At 69.8% G+C, this 19,415-nt stretch carries 16 protein-coding genes and 1 pseudogene; 7 read left to right on the forward strand and 10 right to left on the reverse strand.

Annotated elements, in window-relative coordinates:
• Positions 1-5 precede the first annotated feature (5 nt).
• From ACZ3OF_RS26300 to ACZ3OF_RS26315, 4 genes are all read right to left on the reverse strand, one after another.
• Entirely contained in the window at positions 6-1,142 is a 1,137-nt protein-coding gene (locus ACZ3OF_RS26300; protein ID WP_467307150.1) for a TIGR03364 family FAD-dependent oxidoreductase, read from the reverse strand.
• A 134-nt stretch (positions 1,143-1,276) separates the two neighbouring features.
• A complete protein-coding gene (locus ACZ3OF_RS26305; protein ID WP_467307152.1) occupies positions 1,277-2,041 on the reverse strand; it encodes a GntR family transcriptional regulator in 765 nt (254 codons plus the stop codon).
• Positions 2,042-2,108: 67 nt separating this feature from the next.
• Positions 2,109-3,266, reverse strand: a complete 1,158-nt coding sequence (locus tag ACZ3OF_RS26310; protein WP_467307154.1) for an LPXTG cell wall anchor domain-containing protein — start codon at positions 3,264-3,266, stop codon at positions 2,109-2,111.
• A gap of 126 nt (positions 3,267-3,392) precedes the next feature.
• Complete coding sequence (locus ACZ3OF_RS26315) at positions 3,393-4,574, reverse strand: ROK family transcriptional regulator (RefSeq protein WP_361673616.1); 1,182 nt, start codon at positions 4,572-4,574, stop codon at positions 3,393-3,395.
• A gap of 56 nt (positions 4,575-4,630) precedes the next feature.
• Here ACZ3OF_RS26315 and ACZ3OF_RS26320 point away from each other — a divergent pair, with 56 nt between their 5' ends.
• Complete coding sequence (locus tag ACZ3OF_RS26320; protein ID WP_467307157.1) at positions 4,631-5,713, forward strand: Gfo/Idh/MocA family oxidoreductase; 1,083 nt, start codon at positions 4,631-4,633, stop codon at positions 5,711-5,713.
• Entirely contained in the window at positions 5,710-6,222 is a 513-nt protein-coding gene (locus ACZ3OF_RS26325) for a heme-degrading domain-containing protein (protein ID WP_361673620.1), read from the forward strand. Before ACZ3OF_RS26320 ends, ACZ3OF_RS26325 begins: the two co-directional genes overlap by 4 nt.
• A gap of 66 nt (positions 6,223-6,288) precedes the next feature.
• Here the strand turns inward: ACZ3OF_RS26325 and ACZ3OF_RS26330 are convergent, their stop codons facing one another.
• The 4 genes from ACZ3OF_RS26330 to ACZ3OF_RS26345 form a co-directional block, all read right to left on the reverse strand.
• On the reverse strand, positions 6,289-7,146 hold the full coding sequence (locus ACZ3OF_RS26330) for a fumarylacetoacetate hydrolase family protein (RefSeq protein WP_467307160.1): 858 nt from the start codon (positions 7,144-7,146) through the stop codon (positions 6,289-6,291).
• Positions 7,147-7,293: 147 nt separating this feature from the next.
• Positions 7,294-8,016: a YidC/Oxa1 family membrane protein insertase gene (locus ACZ3OF_RS26335; protein ID WP_361673624.1), complete on the reverse strand. Its 723-nt coding sequence runs from the start codon at positions 8,014-8,016 to the stop codon at positions 7,294-7,296.
• A gap of 78 nt (positions 8,017-8,094) precedes the next feature.
• Positions 8,095-8,391 carry a DUF6412 domain-containing protein gene (locus ACZ3OF_RS26340; RefSeq protein ID WP_361673626.1) on the reverse strand — a complete coding sequence of 99 codons (297 nt, stop codon included), beginning with the start codon at positions 8,389-8,391 and terminating at the stop codon, positions 8,095-8,097.
• Positions 8,392-8,439: 48 nt separating this feature from the next.
• Positions 8,440-9,213 carry a class E sortase gene (locus tag ACZ3OF_RS26345; protein WP_361673628.1) on the reverse strand — a complete coding sequence of 258 codons (774 nt, stop codon included), beginning with the start codon at positions 9,211-9,213 and terminating at the stop codon, positions 8,440-8,442.
• A 63-nt stretch (positions 9,214-9,276) separates the two neighbouring features.
• Between ACZ3OF_RS26345 and ACZ3OF_RS26350 the strand changes: the two genes are divergently transcribed.
• The 5 genes and pseudogenes from ACZ3OF_RS26350 (at position 9,277) to ACZ3OF_RS26370 (ending at position 16,996) form a co-directional block, all read left to right on the forward strand.
• On the forward strand, positions 9,277-10,281 hold the full coding sequence (locus ACZ3OF_RS26350) for an SEC-C metal-binding domain-containing protein (protein WP_467307164.1): 1,005 nt from the start codon (positions 9,277-9,279) through the stop codon (positions 10,279-10,281).
• Positions 10,282-10,365: 84 nt separating this feature from the next.
• Positions 10,366-13,505 (forward strand): annotated as a pseudogene (locus tag ACZ3OF_RS26355) (DEAD/DEAH box helicase).
• Between the two features lie 72 nt (positions 13,506-13,577).
• A complete protein-coding gene (locus tag ACZ3OF_RS26360) occupies positions 13,578-15,341 on the forward strand; it encodes a GmrSD restriction endonuclease domain-containing protein (RefSeq protein ID WP_467307165.1) in 1,764 nt (587 codons plus the stop codon).
• A 560-nt stretch (positions 15,342-15,901) separates the two neighbouring features.
• Positions 15,902-16,645 carry an excalibur calcium-binding domain-containing protein gene (locus tag ACZ3OF_RS26365; protein WP_467307167.1) on the forward strand — a complete coding sequence of 248 codons (744 nt, stop codon included), beginning with the start codon at positions 15,902-15,904 and terminating at the stop codon, positions 16,643-16,645.
• A gap of 48 nt (positions 16,646-16,693) precedes the next feature.
• Positions 16,694-16,996 carry a hypothetical protein gene (locus tag ACZ3OF_RS26370; protein WP_467307169.1) on the forward strand — a complete coding sequence of 101 codons (303 nt, stop codon included), beginning with the start codon at positions 16,694-16,696 and terminating at the stop codon, positions 16,994-16,996.
• Positions 16,997-17,123: 127 nt separating this feature from the next.
• Here the strand turns inward: ACZ3OF_RS26370 and ACZ3OF_RS26375 are convergent, their stop codons facing one another.
• Both ACZ3OF_RS26375 and ACZ3OF_RS26380 read right to left on the reverse strand, forming a co-directional pair.
• Positions 17,124-18,413, reverse strand: coding sequence for a DUF445 domain-containing protein (locus tag ACZ3OF_RS26375; protein ID WP_361673655.1), 1,290 nt, complete (start codon positions 18,411-18,413; stop codon positions 17,124-17,126).
• 17 nt (positions 18,414-18,430) lie between these two features.
• The gene (locus tag ACZ3OF_RS26380; RefSeq protein ID WP_361439535.1) at positions 18,431-19,414 is read right to left on the reverse strand and encodes an ABC transporter ATP-binding protein; all 984 of its coding nucleotides are present in this window, start codon (positions 19,412-19,414) and stop codon (positions 18,431-18,433) included.
• Between the last annotated feature and the right edge of the window lies 1 nt (position 19,415).

The following is a 19,415-nucleotide window of genomic DNA, read 5'->3' on the forward strand; positions in this document are numbered from 1 at the left end:
GGTGTTCACCAGCCCAGTTCGTCGGCGGTCGTCTCGGCGATGGCGGGCGAGCACGTCATGCCGCGTCCGCCGGGGCCCGTCACCAGCCACACGCCTTCGCGGACCTTCTGGCGGTGCACGACCCGGCTGGTGTCCGTGCACTGCGCGTACACGCCCGCCCAGCGCCGCCGGATCGTCGGGAGCGGGCGGCCGAGGAAGGACTCGACGACGCGGACGAGGTGCTCGTAGGGGTCTTCGAGGGTGTCGAAGGCGAAGGGGTGCTCGTACTCGTGGGTGTCGCCGATGGTCAGTCCGCCGTCGAGGCGCTGCACCATCAGGAGCTGCATCTTGTGCGCCGCAGCGGTCGGGTCCTGTGCCTGGCCCTCGTCCAGGGCGTCCAGGGCGTCCGACGCGTACGCCGGGTAGTAGCGGAAGGAGTCGGCGTCGGCGACGGACGTGGTCAGCGGCTCGCCGAGCGGGTCGGTCTGCATCATCTGCAGCCGGACCCGGCGGACCGGGATGTCGCCGGCGATCTCGCGGACGAGACCGCTGAGCGCGGCGCCGGTGGCGAGCACGACGGCGTCGCCGGTGTGGATCTCGCCGCGGTCGTCGCGGACGGCGGCGCTCGCCGTGCCCTCGGCGCCGGAGACGTCACGGACCTCGCGGTTCGGCAGGAAGGTGTACTTCCCGGAGGCCAGCAGCGCCTTGCGCAGGGCGAGTTGCGCGGTGCGGGGCTCGACGGCCGCGTCGCGCTCGCAGAACAGGGCGGCCTGGAACTCGCCGCGGAGGGCGGGGTTGACCTGCCGCGCCTCGTCGGCGGTGAGCAGCTTGTAGCCGCGGGCGGCCGCGTCGGGGCGGGCGAGGGCGGCCTCGGCGACGGCCAGCTCCAGGTCGTTGCGTACGGGGGTGAGCGAGCCGATGGCCCGGAAGCCCAGCTCCGGGACGCGGGCGCCGATGCCCTCCCAGAGTTCGCGGGCGCGCAGCGCGGTGTCCAGCTCCTCTCCGCCCGCGCGGCCGCTCACCCATATCTGGCCGAAGTTGCGGAGCGAGGCTCCGCGCGCCTCGGCCTCGCGCTCGATGTGTACGACCTCGTGGCCGCGTTCCACTGCGTGCCAGGCGTGCATGGTTCCCACCACGCCGGCTCCTACGACGATCACCTTCATGCCGTTCACGGTCCTGGCGGTGAATGACTCGGAGCGATCCGAACGGCAACGGGACGGTGAACGGGGTGACAAGGTTGGCCTAGACCCGTTACCTTTCCGTTATCGACGGAGCGACGGGTCGGCGGCCGGCCGGGTCAGCCCTGCTGCCCCAGGTGCGCGGTGAAGCTGAACCGGTCGCCGCGGTAGAGCGTGCGGACCCGCTCCAGCGGGCGGCCCGCGGTGTCCCGGGAGAGGCGGTGGATCAGCAGCATCGGGAGCGCGGGCGGGGTGCCGATGAGCAGGGCCTCGCGCGGGGTGGCGAGCACGGTCTCGATCCGCTCGTCGGCGTCGCCGAAGCCGATGCCGAGCTTCTCGCTGAGGTAGCGGTAGAAGGAGGAGTCGGGGTCGAACTCGCTGTCCAGACCCGGAACTCGGGCCACCGAGACGTACGTGCTCTCGAGCCCGACCCGCTCGTCGTCGGCGAGCAGTACGCGCTCCATGTGCCAGACGGGCTCGCCCCGCTCGACGCCGATCTCGGGCGCGAGCGCGTCGGGGCAGGAGAAGCGGTCGAGGGAGATGAGGCTACGACCGGGCCGGCGCCCCTGCCGCCGTACGCCTTCGGTGTAGCTGGCGAGCGAGAGCGGCTGCTCCAGCTTGGGCCCGGCGACCACGGTCCCGCGCCCCTGGCGGCGCAACCGTCCTTCGAGGAGCAGCTCGCGCAGGGCCTGACGGACCGTCTCGCGCGAGACCTCGTAACGGACGGCGAGGTCCCGCTCGGTGGGCAGCAGCCCGCCCTCGCCCAACTCGTCTATCAGTGAGGCGACTTTCGACTTCACCGCGTAGTACTTGGGGATGCGGCCGTGCTCGGGGATGCCGGAGCGGATGGGTGCGCCAGGTGCCTGGTCGTTCGGGTAGTCCACCGGGGGATGCTCGCAGATGGGAATGAACGGGAGGGTGTACGGAGAGTGACTCGCGGGTTCGGAGCGTCTAGGCCTGCCGCCGTCGCCCGCGCCGGGAGGCGGCGACGAGTGACGCGCCCGTGAGGAGCAGCGCGCCGGAGGCGGGGGCGAGGAGTGCGGTCGACTCGGGTCCCGTATGGGCGAGTTCGGGGCGCGCCGGTGCGGGCGGGAGGCCGGTGTCGCCGCCCTCAGGCGGGGTGGTCCGGCTGGGCGCGACCTCCGGATTCGCCTCCGGGTTTCCTTCGGAGTTCTCCTGGGGGTTCGCCTCGGAGTTCGTTTCGGAGTTCGCCTCGGAGTTCGCTTCCGTGCCCTCGGGCCCGATGGTCAGGCGGAAGTCGTCGGACTCCCCGACCCAGTCGCCGTCGGCCCCCTGGCGCTGCACGATCGCCGCGTTGGCCACGACCTCGTTGGGGGCGGTGTCCTCCCGGAACGCGAGCCTGAGGGGGACGGTGACCGTGCCGCCCGCGGGGACGGTGAAGCCGGAGAAGTCGGTCAACACTCCGACGTTCTCGTCCTCCTCGGTCGCCTCCAACGCCACCGGGCGCCAGATGCGGGCCTCGGAGTCGTAGAAGTCCAGCCGGATCTGCTCGGGCCTGAGCACCCGGTCGCGGTCGGCGAGGGCCAGGACGGGGTGGATGCTGCGGCAGGCCTCGGTGGTGGTGTTGGTGAGGTCGACCTCGAAGGTACGGAAGCCGGCGCCGGGGACGAACACGCCGGGGCGGCCCTGGATCCGGGTGTCGATCGGGAACTCGGGGTCGGTGACCTTGCCGCAGGTGGAGGGCTGCTGCTGATGCCGGGTCCCGCTTCCGGAGTCGGCACCGGGGCCGGGGGTGGGGCCTGGGCCGGAGTCCGCGGCGGGCTCGACGCCGGATCCGGCGTCGGGGCGGGACCTGGCCGCGGAGTCGGAGGCGGTATCGGCGTCGGCGTTCGTCCTGAGCCGGAAGCCGGAATCGGTATCAGCCCTGAGCCCGGCACCTGACCCGGGGTTCAGACCGGAACCGGGGTTCAAGCCGGGACCGGGGTTCAGGACGGACGCGGAGTCGGATCCGGCCTCGGCCTCGGAACCGGATCCGGGCCCGGGGTCCGGGCCGGGCTCCGCCGAGGACGGGCCCACGGCGAGCGCGAGGACGGCGGTTCCGGTCGTCGCCGCGGTCACACCGAGGGCGAGGGCGTTGCGCAGTCGCATGGGACGGGTGCCTTTGCTGCTCGCGGGCGTACGGGACGGCCGCGACGCTGCCAGGTGGGCGCGGCGGTTCCGGGAAGCGACGCGGCACGTGACCCCCGGGCGGCCCACCCGTTCCGCCCAATCAGCCTATTTTCCGAAGATCGGAGCGAGGATCAGCTGCGCGGCCCCCTCGGCGACGGCGTACGGGGAGGTGGCGCCGGAGACCGGAGTCCCGAGGCCCGCCCCGGCGAGGACCGCGCCGACGCCGCCGACGAAGGCCTCGGGCTCGGCGGCCACGACCCGGCCGCCGAGGACGACGCGGTCGATGTCGAGGAGCCGTACGAGATTCGCGGCGCCCGTACCGAGGACCCGCGCCGCCTCGGGCACGTCACCGCGCGCGACGGCCCCGAGGCAGAGGACCTCCAGACAGCCGCGGCCGCCGCAGTCGCAGGGCGGCCCGTCGAGCAGGACGGTCTGGTGCCCGAACTCCCCGGCCCCGGTCCTGGCCCCCCGGTGGAGGGCGCCGCCGAGCACGAGCCCGGAGCCGAGCCCCGTACCGAGGTGGAGGTACGCGAACGAGTCGGAGGCGGGGGCCCCGGGGTGGAGGGCAAGGCCGAGCGCGGCGGCGTTGGTGTCCTTGTCCAGGGCGACGGGCAGCCCGAGCCGGCGCGTGAGCTCGTCCCGTAGCGGAACGCCCTCCCACCCGGGACAGCCGGTGACGCGCCCGGGCGTGCCGGCGAGGTGGTCGAGCGGCCCGGGCATCGCGACCCCGACACCGAGGACGGCGGGGCCCGGGGAGGGCACCTCAGCGTTCCCGCCCGGGCGCGCCTCGCCCCGTACGACGCCGGCCTCCGGTACCGCGCCGGCCTCCCTCCCGACACCCGCCTCCCGTACGGCGCCGACCTCGTGCTCCACCGCGGCGAAGACGGCCTCCGCCCCCGCGCCCAGATCCAGCGGGGTCCGCCGCACCGCGACCCGTACGCCCGCCAGGTCCACCAGGACGGCGGTCAGTTCGTCACGGTCCAGGTGCACGCCCACCGCGTACGCCGCCGTGGGGACGAGCCGCAGGACGGTACGCGGCTTCCCGCCGGTCGAGGCGCGGTGACCGGCCTCCCGCGCCAGGCCCTCCACCCGCAGTCGCGCCGTGATCTTGCTGACCGCCTGCGGGGTGAGCCCGGTGCGCTCGGCCAGTTCGAGGCGGCTGATCCCGGCCTCCCCCGCCGTCCGCAGCAGATCGAGGACGAGCGCCGCGTTGTGGCTGCGCAGCGCCGGCAGATTGACGCCCGCCTCGTTCCTGGCGCTCCCGGCACCACTGACACTCCTGTTCACCACCCCATTGTCCCCGTCGCTTGCACTTTGGCAACACCGTTGCTTAAGTGGGTCCCATGACTGGCACCGACACCGCCCCCCTCCGCGTCGGACTCGTCGGCTACGGCCTCGCGGGCTCCGTCTTCCACGCCCCGCTGATCGCCGCCACCGAAGGCCTCGTCCTCGACACGGTCACGACCGGCAACCCGGTGCGCCAGGCACAGGCCCGTGCCGCGCACCCCGGCGTACGGGTCGCGGACTCCCCCGAGGAGCTGTGGGCGCGGGCGGACGAGCTCGATCTGGTCGTCGTCGCGTCCCCCAACAGGACGCACGTCCCGATCGCCACCGCCGCCCTCACCGCCGGGCTCCCGGTCGTCGTGGACAAGCCGGTCGCGGGCACGGCCGCCGAGGCGCGCGGGCTCGCCGCCCTCGCCGAGGAGCGGGGCCTGCTCCTGTCGGTCTTCCAGAACCGCCGCTGGGACAACGACTTCCTGACCCTGCGCCGGCTCCTCGCGGACGGCACCCTCGGTGAGGTCCAGCGCTTCGAGTCCCGGTTCGAGCGCTGGCGTCCGCAGCTCAAGGGCGGCTGGCGCGAGTCCGGCGCCCCGGAGGAGATCGGCGGTCTCCTCTTCGACCTCGGCAGCCATGTCGTCGACCAGGCGCTCGTGCTCTTCGGCCCGGCCGTGCGGGTGTACGCCGAGTCCGACGTCCGCCGCCCCGGCGCCGAGGCCGACGACGACACGTTCATCGCGATCACGCACGCGAACGGCGTGCGCTCGCATCTGTACGTGAGCGCCACCACCGCCCAACTCGGCCCCCGCTTCCGCGTCCTGGGTTCGAGCGCCGGCTTCGTGAAGTACGGCCTCGACCCCCAGGAGGCCGACCTGCGCGAGGGCCTGCTGCCGGAGCCCGGCACGCCGTGGGGCGTGGAGCCGGAGTCGCTGTGGGGCCGGCTCGGCGCCGGGGAGTCCCCGCTGACCGGCGGCGGGACCCCGGTCGAGACGGTGCCGGGCGACTACCCGGCGTACTACGCGGCCGTCGCCGCCGCCGTCCGCGGCACCGGTACGAACCCGGTCACCGCCCACGAGGCCGCTGCCGCCCTGGACGTACTGGAGGCGGCGAGGCGTTCCGCCCGCGAGGGAATCACGGTGACGCTGTGAGCGAGGCCGCCACGCTGGAGGCCCAGGAAGCCCGCCTGGTCCTGCCCCGCTTCACGTACGAGGACGCCTGGGCTCTCGGCTCCCTCCTCGTCGAGCTGGCGCGCGAGCGCCGGGCGCCGGTCGCGATCGACATCCGGCGCGGCGCGCAGCAGCTCTTCCACTGCGCGCTGCCGGGTTCGAGCGCGGACAACGACGCCTGGATCGACCGCAAGCGGCGGGTCGTCGAGCGGTACGGGGAGAGTTCGTACCTGGTCGGCGCCCGCTTCCGGGCCAAGGGGACGACGTTCGAGGAGTCCTCGCGTCTCGACCCCGACCGGTACGCCGCCCATGGCGGATCGTTCCCGGTCGCGGTCGAGGGCGCGGGGGTGATCGGCTCGGTGACGGTGTCGGGGCTGCCGCAGGCAGAGGACCACGCGATGGTCGTGGAGGCGCTGGGCCGACTGCTGGCCGACCTCACGGCCCCCACCGGCCTCACGGCGCCCACCGCCCCCACCGACCTCGCCGGCTGAGACGGAGGGGGCGACGACCGGACCCGACGACCGAGCCCTGACGACCGAGCCCTGACGATCCGGCCGCTACGCGTCCTTGAGCTCCTGGCGCTGGCGGCCGAGCCCGTCGATCTCCAGCTCCACCACATCGCCCGCCCGCAGGTACGGCTTCGGCTCGGGCTGGCCCATCGCGACGCCCGCCGGGGTGCCGGTGTTGATGATGTCGCCCGGGTACAGGGTCATGAACTGGCTCACGTACCGTACGACCTCCGCGACGCCGAAGATCTGGTCCGAGGTGTTGCCGTCCTGCTTCAGCTCGCCGTTGACCCAGAGCCTGAGCGAGAGCGCCTGCGGGTCCGGCACCTCGTCGGCGGTGACCAGCCACGGGCCGAGCGGGTTGAACGTCTCGCAGTTCTTGCCCTTGTCCCACGTGCCGCCGCGCTCGATCTGGAACTCGCGCTCCGAGACGTCGTGGGCGACGGCGTACCCGGCGACGTGCGCGAGGGCCTCCTCGTCGTTCTCCAGGTAGCGGGCGGTCCGGCCGATGACGATGGCGAGCTCGACCTCCCAGTCCGTCTTGGTGCTGCGGCGGGGTACGAGCACGGTGTCGTCGGGGCCGACGACCGTGTCGGCGGATTTGAGGAAGACGACCGGCTCGGCCGGGGTGGCCGCGCCGGTCTCGGCCGCGTGCCCGTGGTAGTTCAGCCCGATGCACACGACCTTGCCGATGCCGCCGACGGGCGGGCCGATCCGCAGCCCGGTCGCGTCGAGGGCGGGCAGCACGCCGGCGCCGACGGCGGCCCGGATCCGGTCGAGCGTGGACGCGTCGGCCAGCAGGCTGCCGTCGACGTCGCCGACCAGGGCCGACAGGTCGCGGAGCGTCCCGTCCTCGTCGAGCAGGGCGGGACGCTCGGCTCCCGCCGGACCGACTCGCAGCAGCTTCATGGTCTTCTCCCTGTGGTCGAGGTGGGCCCGGGGGCGGGCCCGGCAGAGCCCCGGCCGATGGAGTGCGGCCATCGGAGATATCGGAGGATTGGTCGATCCTCCAAGAGTCTCGACCAGTCGGCAAGACCCCGTTCACGGACTGGACCCTTACGCGCCGGTAGCAAGGACCTCCGCGGGGCGCTGCTCCCGGAAGAGGGCGGCACGCTCGACGACGGTCCAGGTGGTGCTGGTGACGACGTAGAGCGCGGCGGCGAGCGGCACGACGGCGACCGTGATCAGGGTGGCGAAGGAGAGCAGCGGCATCACCTTGTTCATCGTGTCCGCGCCGGGCGTAGCGGGCAGTCCGGTGTCGAGCGGCTGCGCGGCGAGCTGACGCTTCGTACGCCGGAAGTTGAAGGCCGCGACGGCGGCGACGATCGCGAAGAGGACGAGATAGACCTGGCCGGCGGGCCCGAAGACCCCGCCGGCCGCGAGGGCGTCGGCCCAGTGGTCGCCGAGCGGGGCGGCGAAGAGGGTGTGCCCGGCCATCCGGTCGCCGGCGAACAGGTGGTACATGAGGAAGAAGGCGGGCGCCTGGAGCAGGCTCGGCAGGCAGCCGGCGAAGGGCGAGACCTTCTCCTTCGCGTGCAGCTCCATGACGGCCTTCTTGAGCCGCTCGGGGTTCTTGGCGTGCTTGGCGCGCAGCTCGGCGAGTTGCGGGGCGATGCGGGTACGGGCCTTCTGACCGCGGGCGGCGGCCCGCGAGAGGGGATGGATCGCGAGCCGTACGACCATCGTGAACAGGATGATCGCGGCGGCGGTGGAGGCGGTGGCGAAGAGCGGCTGGAGCAGGTCGGCGAGCTGCTCGACCAGGGAAGCGAAAACGGACATGGGAGCCCTCCGAGGGGTCTCGTCGTGCCGGAATGGAGAACGTCGGCATGACGGATCCGCGCAGGGGGTCTGGTCTCGCTACGCGGCCGTCGGGAGGGGACGGCCGGGTGCCCGGGGCCTGCGGCGCCCGGAGGCGTCGGGATCGCGCTGGGGCAGGAAGGCGGTACGCCGTTCACGGTCGCGGAGGGCGGTGCGTACCCGCGTAGGGGGTACGGGCGGGGCCGCGGGGGCGCCGATGAGGGCGCACACGACGGTGGTCGCGGCGAGGGCGACGGCGGCGGAGACGCCGGAGCCGTCGGAGAGCAGCAGATCGCCGAGGGCGATGAGGGAGAACAGCGGGGCGAGCAGGCGCAGAACGAACTCCTTGCCGATCAAGCTGCCACTCCTCTCACTGGTCTCCTAGACGTTATACACGCTCGGCCGCTATGCCCGCTTGGCCCAGACGACAAGCCGGTAGGCGGAGCTGAACTCGGGGGTGCAGGTGGTCAGGGTGAGGTAGGCGCCGGGGTCGGAGTAGCCGTAGGAGGGCTTGACGAGGGAGCGGGGCACGGGCTGGATGACGCCGGTGTCGCGGGGTGCGGTCCTGGCGAGGACCTGATCGACGACGTACGTGTACTCCCGCTCCCGGGTCTGGATGCGGATGGTGTCGCCCTTGCGCAGCCGGTTGATGTACCGGAAGGGCTCGCCGTGGGTGTTGCGGTGGCCGGCGAGGGCGAAGTTGCCGGTCCGGCCGGGCCCGGCGGTGCCCGGGTAGTGCCCGACGTAGCCGCGGTCGAGGACGGACCGCTTGGAGACGCCGCGGGCGATGGGGGCGGTGAGGCCGATGCGGGGGATGCGGATGATGGCGTACGCGGAGGAGGCGGAGGCCTCGGGCGCCGGGCCGGGAGAGGCCGGGCCCTCACCGGGGGACGGTGCGTGGGACTCCACCCCGCGAGAGGGCTGGATCTCCACCACAGGCGCCTCAGGAGTGACGGGGGGTGATCCGGCCCACTCCCGCTCCAGGACGCGCACCTGCTCGCCGGCCTGGGCGCGGGCCTGCTGGTTGGTCCACCAGAGCTGGTGGACGACGAGGAGCAGGAGGACGACCCCGCAGGTGACGACGGCCTCGGCGCACACCCACAGCACACGCGCGGGCGTGCTCCGCACCCCGCGCGTCTGGACGACGACCGGCACCCTGCCACGCACCCTGTCCCGCACGCGGGGCACGATAAGCGCTGACGCGCCAACTCTCCAGGGCCGTACAGCAGTACGGTGTTCAGCATGCGCCCCGACACGCCTGCAGCCCACGCCACCGAAGCCGAGCGCCTGCTGCGCACCGCCGAGCTGTATCCCGAGGACCGCGAAGCCCTGCTCCTGCGGGCGGCGGCGCACCTGGAACTGGCGGGGGACCGCGCGGCGGCGACGGCCCTGTACGACTCGCTCCTGTCGGAGTCTCCGGAGGACCCCCACCTGATCCGCTCCCTCAAGGCGGCGAACCTGTGGGAGTACGGCCACGAGGCGGAGGCACGGGCGATCATCGAGGGCCTCCGCGCCTCGGCGCCGTCGGAGGCGGCGCCGTGGGAGATCGTCGTGGAGACCCTGGAGGTCCACGACGAGCTGGAGCTCGCGGAGGCGATCGCGACGGAGGCGGCAGGCCTCCTGGCCCCGGAGTCCTCACCCACGGACCTCCCGCACCCCACGCAGTCGCTCCTGGTGACCCGCCACCGGATCCGCCGGATGCTGGCGCTCCCCCACGACGACTGGGACACCCTGGCGGACACCCTCCACACGGCGGAGGTCCCCCTGGACGAGCTGCACGACCCGAAGCGCCTGTGGTCGCTGGGCTCGTCGGACCCGGCGGAACTCCAGGCGGAGATCACCCGCCTCCGCAGCGAACTGGGCTCCTACCGCACGGCCCTCTCCCGCCCCTTCCCGGTGGCGGTCCTCCACTGGCCGGAAGCGGAACTGGACGAGCTCCTCACCTCGTACCCGGAGCTGGAATCCGAGTACCCCACGTACCGCGCCCACCTCACGGACATCGAAGCCTCGCTCCGCGAACTGTCCGCAGCGGGCACCCCCAACCTGGGCATCGTCCCGGCCACGGTCCCCTCCTACGAAGCGTTCGCCGCCTCGGAATCCTCGGCCCCCTCGAACGCCGACCTGCTCCCCCAGTACGCCACGACCCTGGCCGCCCGCGGCCGCGCCACAGCCTGGCCACCGGCACGGGGGGCGGGCTGCTGGTGCGGGTCGGGGCGGACTTATGGGGAGTGCCACGGCTCGGAGTGACCCAGCCGGATATCCCCAAGTCGTGATCGAACTGTCTGTGACGCCTGATATCACTGGGAGGGTCTGAACGGGGAGGGGACGACAATGGGCGGTCCGATCGATGCCAACGAGCCGATCTCGGGACTCTACGAACAGCTCATCACCTTGCGCCTTGAGAATCAGCTCAAGGGGCTGGCAGACCAGGGCTGGCATGCGATCGATGACACCGTGGGCCCCGCTTCAGCGCCTCACGTCATCGCCCGGCATGTTGCGGACACAGCCCGGCGCATCCTTGAGCAGCTGCCCGCAGCGGAGCGGGTCCACGCGGCCAACCACATCCTCGAGTCGATGAGCAGTATCGAGGGCGCGCGCGAGTGGGTCGACCTCGTGTCCGACGGCCCCCGCCAGCTCCTCGCGATCGCAGAGCAAGAGGCCAAAGGGGTCTACCGGATCAGACCCGCGACGCCTCTCTCAGAGACCGCGCTCATCACCAACTCACCCGAAGACCCGAGCCTCGGCTTTGAACTCCGGGCCGAGCTCGCCACCGCTGACCGTGTTGATCTCCTGTGCGCCTTTGTGAAGTGGCACGGCCTTCGCGTCATCGAGCAGTCGCTCGAATCGGCCCACGCACGTGGGGTCCCCATCCGGGTCATCACCACGACCTATATCGGCGCCACGGAGCGACGGGCCCTCGACCGTCTTGTGCAGCGCTTCAACGCCCAGGTCAAGGTCAACTACGAGCTCCGCTCCACGCGTCTCCATGCCAAGGCCTGGCTGTTCCGCCGGAACAGCGGCTACGACACTGCGTACGTAGGCAGTTCCAACCTGTCCAAGGCCGCCCTTCTTGACGGACTGGAGTGGAACGTCCGCCTCTCGTCCGTCGCAACGCCCGATGTCCTCCGCAAGTTCGAAGCGACCTTCGACTCCTACTGGAGTGACTCGGCGTTCGAACCGTATGACCCCGAAACCGACTCCAAGCGCCTTGACGAAGCCCTCCATGTCGCCGGCCGCGGAACGAACAACACCACAGGCCGCCACATCACTCTCTCTGGCCTCGAAGTGCGCCCCTACCCTCACCAGCGGGACATGTTGGAGCGTCTCGAAGTGGAACGTGAGGTCCACGGCCGCCACCGCAACCTGTTGGTTGCGGCCACCGGCACCGGCAAGACCGTGATGGCGGCGCTCGACTACAAGCATCTGCGACAGAAGTACGGCCGCGACCTGAGGCTCCTCTTCGTCGCCCACCGGCAGGAGATCCTGCGCCAGTCGCTCCGCACGTACCAAGACGTGCTCGTGGATGCCAACTTCGGTGAAGAGCTGCACAGTGGCCTCGCCCCGGAACAGTGGAACCACGTCTTCGCCAGCGTCCAGTCGCTCAACACGCGCACGCTGGAGCGGCTTGCCCCCGATCACTTCGACGTCATCGTCATCGATGAGTTCCATCACGGTGTGTCGCCCACCTATCGGAAGATCATCGATCACTTCACGCCCGCCGAGCTGCTCGGTCTGACCGCCACGCCAGAGCGCATGGACGGGCGGAATGTTCAGGACGAGTTCTTCGACGGCCGCATCGCAGCGGAGATGCGACTCTGGGAGGCGTTGGAGAACGACCTCCTGAGTCCGTTCCACTATTTCGGTGTCACAGACAACACCGACATGAGCACCATCACCTGGAAGCGCGGCGCTTACGACGCCACCGCCCTTAGCAACCTGTTCACAGGCAACGACGCTCGCGCACGACTCGTCGTCCAGGCGGTGATGGACAAGGTCACTGACCCGGGCTCCATGCGCGCCCTGGGCTTCTGCGTCTCAGTGGCCCACGCCCGCTTCATGGCGGACTTCTTCCGCCGTGCTGGCCTCAACGCTGTGGCGCTGTCGGGGGACTCGCCACGAGACGAGCGCAGGGATGCCCTCGCTGCGTTGAGCTCCGGGAGCCTGCAAGTGATCTTCTCCGTCGACCTCTTCAATGAGGGCTTGGACATCCCGGACGTCGACACGCTTCTTCTGCTGCGCCCAACGTCCAGCGCCACTGTCTTCCTCCAGCAGTTGGGGCGCGGGCTTCGCCGCAGCGAAGGCAAGGCCGTGCTGACTGTTCTGGACTTCATCGGCCAGCACCGCAAGGAGTTCCGCTTCGAGGAGCAGTTCCGCGCGCTGACCAACCTCACGAGGAACCGTCTGCTCGCGAATATCGAGCATGACTTCCCCCAACTTCCTTCTGGCTGCCAGATCATCCTTGAGTCCAAGGCCAAGGAGCTGATCATCGACAACATCCGCAGCCAGCTCAGCGTCAACGTGACTCAGCTTGCCCGCGAGGTCGGCCAGTACGGCGAACCCCGTCTGGCGGACTACCTCAAAGAGAGCGGGCGCGAGCTCAAGGAGATCTACCGCGGCAACGGGAACTCCTGGACCGGCCTTCTTCGCCGGTCAGGCTTGCTCCCCCACTCTGGTCCGCAGAGCGAGGACGCCCTCCTCAAGCGCGTCTCCGCGTTCCTTCACGTCGACGATCCCCGGCGAGTGGACACCTACACGAGGCTGCTCGCCAACGACGCCCCCACCTACAGCGAGCTCAGCGAGATCGAGCGGGCTTACGCCCGCATGCTCTTCTTCTCGCTGTGGCCTCTGGGCGGCGGCTACTCCGACTACCAAGACGCGCTGGACGCTCTTCGCCCCCAGCACGCCTTCCGCGACGAGCTCCGCCAGGTCCTGGCGTATGCCCTCGACCGAACCGACCACATCCCGGTACCCCTCCTCGGCCCGCTCGCCAACCTCCCCTTGACGGTCCACGCCTCCTACAGCCGCGAGGAAATCCTGCCGGCTCTGGGCCAGTCCTTCATCGGCGGCTTCATGCCGGGCCACTTCCGGGAGGGGGTGAAGTGGTGCGAAGACATCCAGACGGACGCGCTGCTGATCACGTTGGAGAAGGACGAGAAGGACTTCTCCCCGCAGACCCGTTACCGGGACTACGCGCTGAACGAATCACACTTCCACTGGGAGTCGCAGAACCAAACGTCGGAAACTTCGCCGACAGGCATCCGATACAAGAACCACAAGACCTTCGGTAGCCATGTCCTCCTCTTCGTCCGCCGCCACAAGAAGACGGACATCGGCGGCCCCCAGCCTTGGATGCTCTGGGCCCGGCCGAGTACGTCGAGCACAAGGGAAGCAATCCCATGGGGATCACATGGAAACTCCGACATGAGCTCCCTGCGGACGTCTGGACCTACTCGACCATCGCCGCCGGCTAGCAGAGCAAGCCACTCCCACAAGCCGAATCGCATCAAGCAGCCCAAACATCCCTCGCGACGGAGCAGCCATCAATGGAATCCAGCGAAGCGCCCTCGAAGAAGCAGCTCTCCACACCCGACACGCCATCTATCAACGAACTAATGGCGGATATTCGGCGAGGTAGGCTCGCGATACCGGACTTCCAGCGAAGTTTCGTGTGGGATCCTTCGGACACCCAGAAGCTCCTCGTGTCCATCATCGCTCGATATCCGGCCGGAACCCTTCTCTTTTGGGAACAGAAGACACCTCAGATCAGGCGCCGCGGGTTCGAAGGGTTCGAAAATGCAACCCTACGGGACAACGCTGCGCTTGTTCTCGATGGCCAACAGAGAATGACGTCCATCTTCCGCGCGCTCAGCGGAGTCGGCTCACAAAAGTTCTACGTCGACCTTAACGCCCTCCAAGGGCTGCACTTCGACCACGACGGGCCGCTCGACGCGAGCCGGTTGGACGACGTCATCGTGTACCGCGAGGATAATGCACGCTCCGCCAGCAAGCGCCCCCCAGCAAGCGCGGCAGATGAGATCAAAATGGGATTGTTCCCTCTCGCTCTCATTGAATCAGACAGGATCGAAGAGTGGCTCGATGAGATGGAAGGAGCAGCCGACCTCTTCGAAGACTGGCGAGAGCGGCGACAGAAGCTTCGCGAGCTGATCCGCAACTATTTGCGCCCTATCGGGAACTACCGCTTCCCCGTTGTGGAGCTCCCCGAGAGCACGCCGCTCGACGCAGTATGTCGCATCTTCGAGACGTTGAACCGGACGGGTATCAAGCTAACTGTATTTGAGCTTTTGGCGGCCCGATTCTGGCCGGCCGGAGTAGACCTCAGAGAAATGTGGGAGACAGCCCGACAGAAGCACCCTATCCTCAGCGCCTTCGACGTCGACGCCTACTCCCTTCTACAGGCTGTTTCGCTCCTAGCCACAACACGGAGGGCGAATCCGTTCGGAAGGACCAGGAGAACAGCCTCAGCGCAACGAAGCGACGTCCTGGAACTCAAGCCCGAGGAGCTCGAGCTTCACTGGGAACGCGTAGCCCAGGGGGCAGCCAGGGCACTCACCTTCCTGCGGGACGAGTGTGGGGTCCTTGCCCCCAAGTGGCTTCCGTACTCGATGATGATCGTCCCTCTCGCGGCAGCATGGAACGACGTCGAAGAAAAGCGCGGCGCGGAGAACGGTGCAGCCCTCCTGAAAATCCGCCGGTTCTTCTGGTGCTCAGTATTCAGCCGGAATTACGACCAAGGAGGAAACAGTCAGGCTGGGCGAGACTTCACAGATCTGACCGCCTGGCTTTCCGGAGAAGAGGCGATTCCAGAGGCCGTTCGAGACTTCTCCTTCTCAGACGACGTCCTCGACTCTGCTCGAACAAACCTTCAGGCCCTCTATAAGGGAATCATGGCGCTAACCCTCAGCGCTGGCGCACGGGACTTCCATACCGGATCGATCCTGACGCCTGAGAAGATCCTTCAGGAAAACGTCGACGCTCACCATGTGTTCCCTAAGAAGTATCTTGAATCGAGCCATACCACGGCCAGCTCAGAGCTCATCCTGAACCGCGCATTGATCGACAAGAGAACCAATCAGAGCATCGGAAGTCGTGCGCCCTCGACGTACATCGCCACAATGAGCGAGGCAATGGGTGAGGAAGAGGTTTCCGGAATCCTCCAGTCCCACCTACTTCCTACAGGTGAGAGATCCCCTCTTTCTTCAGATGACTACGATCAATTCTTGAGCGACCGAAAGAAGCTCATATTGACGGAAATTCGACGCGCAACGGATGCCAGTTCGGAGCAATAGCCTGCTTGCGGTGCCACATTCGACAAGGACGAGGCACCTCTTGCGCAATTGGAGGAGTCCACAGGAAACCTGCGGACTCCTCCACCACCCGTTTCCAATTCTGAGGGCGATCGAGTACCGCCTCCGGGTCCTACGAGCGACTGTCGCGCGCCCTCATCACTCGCCCAGCTGATCAAGATGCTGCTCAAGGACTACGCAGGATGCCCAACGCCTCTCATGCGCCCCACCCGTTGAACCACCACTGGTTCACGCCCTCGCACAGCAACGGCTCAGGCGGCGAGTGCGTGGAGTGCACCGGGTGGTCGGCGCCCCGCTTGGCGGCCCTCAACGTAGAGAAGATGATCTTCACTTGGAATTCATGATTCCACCACATCTCTCTCATGAGCGTGGCAGCATCAGTGCCTTCTCCGTCTCCGGAAATGCCGTGGGGGCTTGTTGTGCGTGTGCGAGAGATGTGCCTCGGGCGTAGAGCGAGGGTTGGGACGGCCGCGGCGTTGGCTGTCGTGGTGCTCGCGGGGTGTGGGGGTGGCGGGGCCGGTGAGGGCGGGTCGGTGGACGCGGTGGCTGCCAGTGCCACGCCCACGCCGGGGATCGCCCTGAAGCTGGTTGATGATGTCGAGGACGCCGCGGCCTCGGAGATCGTCGTCGACGTGCTCGCCAACGACACCGCGACCGAGGCGGCGGGCGGTGGGGAGCAGTCGCTGGCCAGTGTGTGGGGCGGGAGCGAGTACGAGCTGACCGTCGACGCGCCGCCCGGCCATGGGACTGCCGCCGTCGAGGGGGACTCCATCACCTACACGCCGGCAGCGGGGTACGTGGGGGAGGACGAGTTCACCTATCGGGTCGAGCAGCGCTCCCCCGGCACAGCCAGTGGCACCGCGGTCGTGCGCATCACCGTCGCCGCGCCCGTCGTGACACCCAGCCCCACCCCGAGCCCCACCCCCACTCCCACCCCGAAGCCCACCCCGGCCCGTACCCAGAAGCCGGCGCCGCCCGTCGTCTCCTACCGGAACTGCGACGCCGCACGTGACGCGGGCGCGGCGCCCGTGCGGCGTGGTGATCCCGGGTACGGGAGCCACCTCGATCGCGACGGAGACGGAGTGGGGTGCGAGCCGTACTCCGGGGGCTCCGGGGGTTCCGGAGGCTCCGGTGGGTCCTCCACTGGAGGCAGCGGTGGCGGGAGTACGTACTACGCGAACTGCAGCGCCGCCCGGGACGCCGGCGCCGCGCCCGTGCGCCGCGGTGACCCCGGGTACGGGCGGCACCTCGACCGGGATGGGGACGGCGTCGGGTGTGAGGGGTGAAGTTAGGCTCGTACGCGTAGACGTCCCGTCGTCCGAAAGGCCGCCCTCATGCCCCGCATCCCCTCCCCCGCCATAGCCGCCGCCCGGCTCGTCGGTGGGTATGCCGTCGCTCGGTGGACCAAGAAGCGGCCCCTCGGGGGCGTCGTGCTGGCCGCCGCCGGGGGCCTTGCCGCACGGGAGTGGCAGCAGGTGGCCGGAGGGAAGGCCGCTGCCGCGCTGACCGGTGCGTATGTCGCCGCGTTCGCCGGGTCGCATCCGCTCGCCAAGAAGGTCGGCGCCTGGCCCGCCGTGTTCTCCGTCGCCGGGGCCATGGCCGGCGCCTCCTGGGCCGTCACCCGTAACAAGGGCTGAAGTCCGAAGGGCGTTGAACGCCCCGGGACTTCCGCCCGTATTACTCGGTGCCCTCCCCATGAGCGCTGGGCGGGTGGGTTCCCCTACCTCCCTACCCGCCCAGCGCACCCCCCGAGGTCCGGCCCTGCTACCCGCCCAGCGCGTGGCTCACCGTGTAGATCAGCAGGCCCGCCAGCGCGCCCACCACCGTGCCGTTGATGCGGATGAACTGGAGGTCCCGGCCGATGTTCGCCTCGATCTTCTTCGACGTCTGGTCCGCGTCCCAGCTCGCCACCGTGTCGCTGATCAGTGACGTGATCTCCGTCCGGTACGTCGTGACCACATAGGCCGCCGCGTCCTCCGCCCACCCCTCGACCTTCGTCTGCAGGCGCTTGTCCGTCACCAGCCGGCCGCCCAGGGAGATCAGGGACGCCCGCGCCCGCAGGCGGAGCTGGCTGTTCTCGTCCTCCGCCGCCGCGATGATGACGCCACGTACCGACGCCCACGCCGAGGCGATGATGTCCTGCACCTCCGGACGCGCCAGCAGCTCCCCCTTCAGGCGTTCCACCCGCGCACGCGTCTCCGTGTCCCCCTGGAGGTCGGCCGCGAAGTCCGTCAGGAAGCGGTCGATCGCGCCGCGCGCCGGGTGCCCCGGCATGTCCCGCATCTCCGTGACGAAGCGCAGCAGCTCCTTGTAGACCCGCTCGCCCACCTTGCGGTCCACGAAACGCGGCGTCCAGCCCGGCGCACCGCCCTGGACCGCGTCCATCACCGAGTCCCCGTGGAAGACCAGCCAGTCGTGCGCCCGCGCGCACACCAGGTCCACCGCCCGGTGGTGCGCCCCGTCCGTGACGATCTTCTCCAGGGTCTTGCCGATGCCCGGCGCGACCTCCACCGCCTCCGCCCGCCGCGTGATCGCCTCGCCGACCACCGCCTGGACGTCCGCGTCCCGCAGGACCGTCAGAGCGCCCCGCAGAGCCGTCGACAGTTCGCGCGTCACCCGGTCCGCGTGGTCCGGGTCCGCCAGCCACGCGCCCAGGCGGCCCGCGATGCCGAGCGCGTGCAGCCGTCCCCGTACGACATCCGCCGACAGGAAGTTCTCGCCGACGAAGGACCCCAGCGTGGTCCCCAGCTGGTCCTTCTTCGTCGGGATGATCGCCGTGTGCGGGATCGGCAGACCCAGCGGCCGCCGGAACAGCGCCGTCACCGCGAACCAGTCCGCCAGCGCACCCACCATGCCGGCCTCCGCCGCGGCCGCCACGTAGCCGGTCCAGGCCCCCCAGCCCGCGTTCTCCGCCCACGTCGCCAGCGCGTAGATGACCGCCACCAAGACCAGAAGGCCCGTGGCGAGGCTCTTCATGCGGCGCACGCCTCGGTGCCGCTCCGCGTCCGCCGCCGTGTACGAGAACGCGACCAGCGGTGTCTTCGTGTCGCTCATCACCCCACCTCCCTACATCAGGGACTTCCCGGGCGCACCTCAAGTTCCCGATCCCCGTACATCTTCGCGATCACGGCCTCGATGTCCGGTTCCCGCACCGACAGATCCACCAGCGGGTAGGCCCGTGCCACCGCCGCCACGAGCGGCGCCGCCGATGCCGAGGCGGGGAAGGCGAGGACCTGCCGCACCCCGCCGCCCTCCGACCGTACGAAGCGCGCCCCCGGCAGCTCGATCGGCGGCAGCTCCCGTTCCAGGTCCACCACCAGTTGACGCTCACCGGCCCCCACCTCGTGCAGCCCCGCCAGCTCCCCGTCGTACATCAGCCGCCCGTGGTCGATCACCATCACCCGCTTGCACAGCTGCTCGATGTCCGTCAGATCATGCGTCGTCAGCAGGACGGTCGTGCCCCGCGAGGCGTTGAGCTCGCGCAGGAACTCCCGTACCCGCGCCTTCGACACCACATCCAGGCCGATCGTCGGCTCGTCCAGGTACAGCACATCCGGGTCGTGCAGCAGCGCCGCCGCGATGTCGCCGCGCATCCGCTGGCCCAGCGACAGCTGCCGTACGGGTACGTCGAGCAGCTCACCCAGCTCCAGGAGCTCCACGCAGCGCGCGAGATTGGCGGCGAACCGGTCGTCCGGGATGCGGTACATCCGGTGCATCAGCCGGTACGAGTCCTTCAGCGGCAGGTCCCACCACAGCGTCGTCCGCTGGCCGAACACCACCCCGATCCGCTGCGCGAGCCGCGTCCGCTCCCGCGCCGGGTCGATGCCCGCGACCCGCAGCCGTCCCCCGCTCGGTGTGAGGATGCCCGTCAGCATCTTGATCGTCGTCGACTTCCCCGCGCCGTTCGGACCGATGTAGCCGACCATCTCGCCGCGCTCCACACCGAAGCCGATCCCGTCGACCGCCCGCACCTCACGCTTCTCGCGGCGCAGCAGCCCCGCCCGTCTGCGCACCGTGAAGACCTTCTCCACACCGTCCAGCTCGATGAAGGCCATG

This window comes from Streptomyces sp. NPDC022552 (assembly GCF_055561875.1).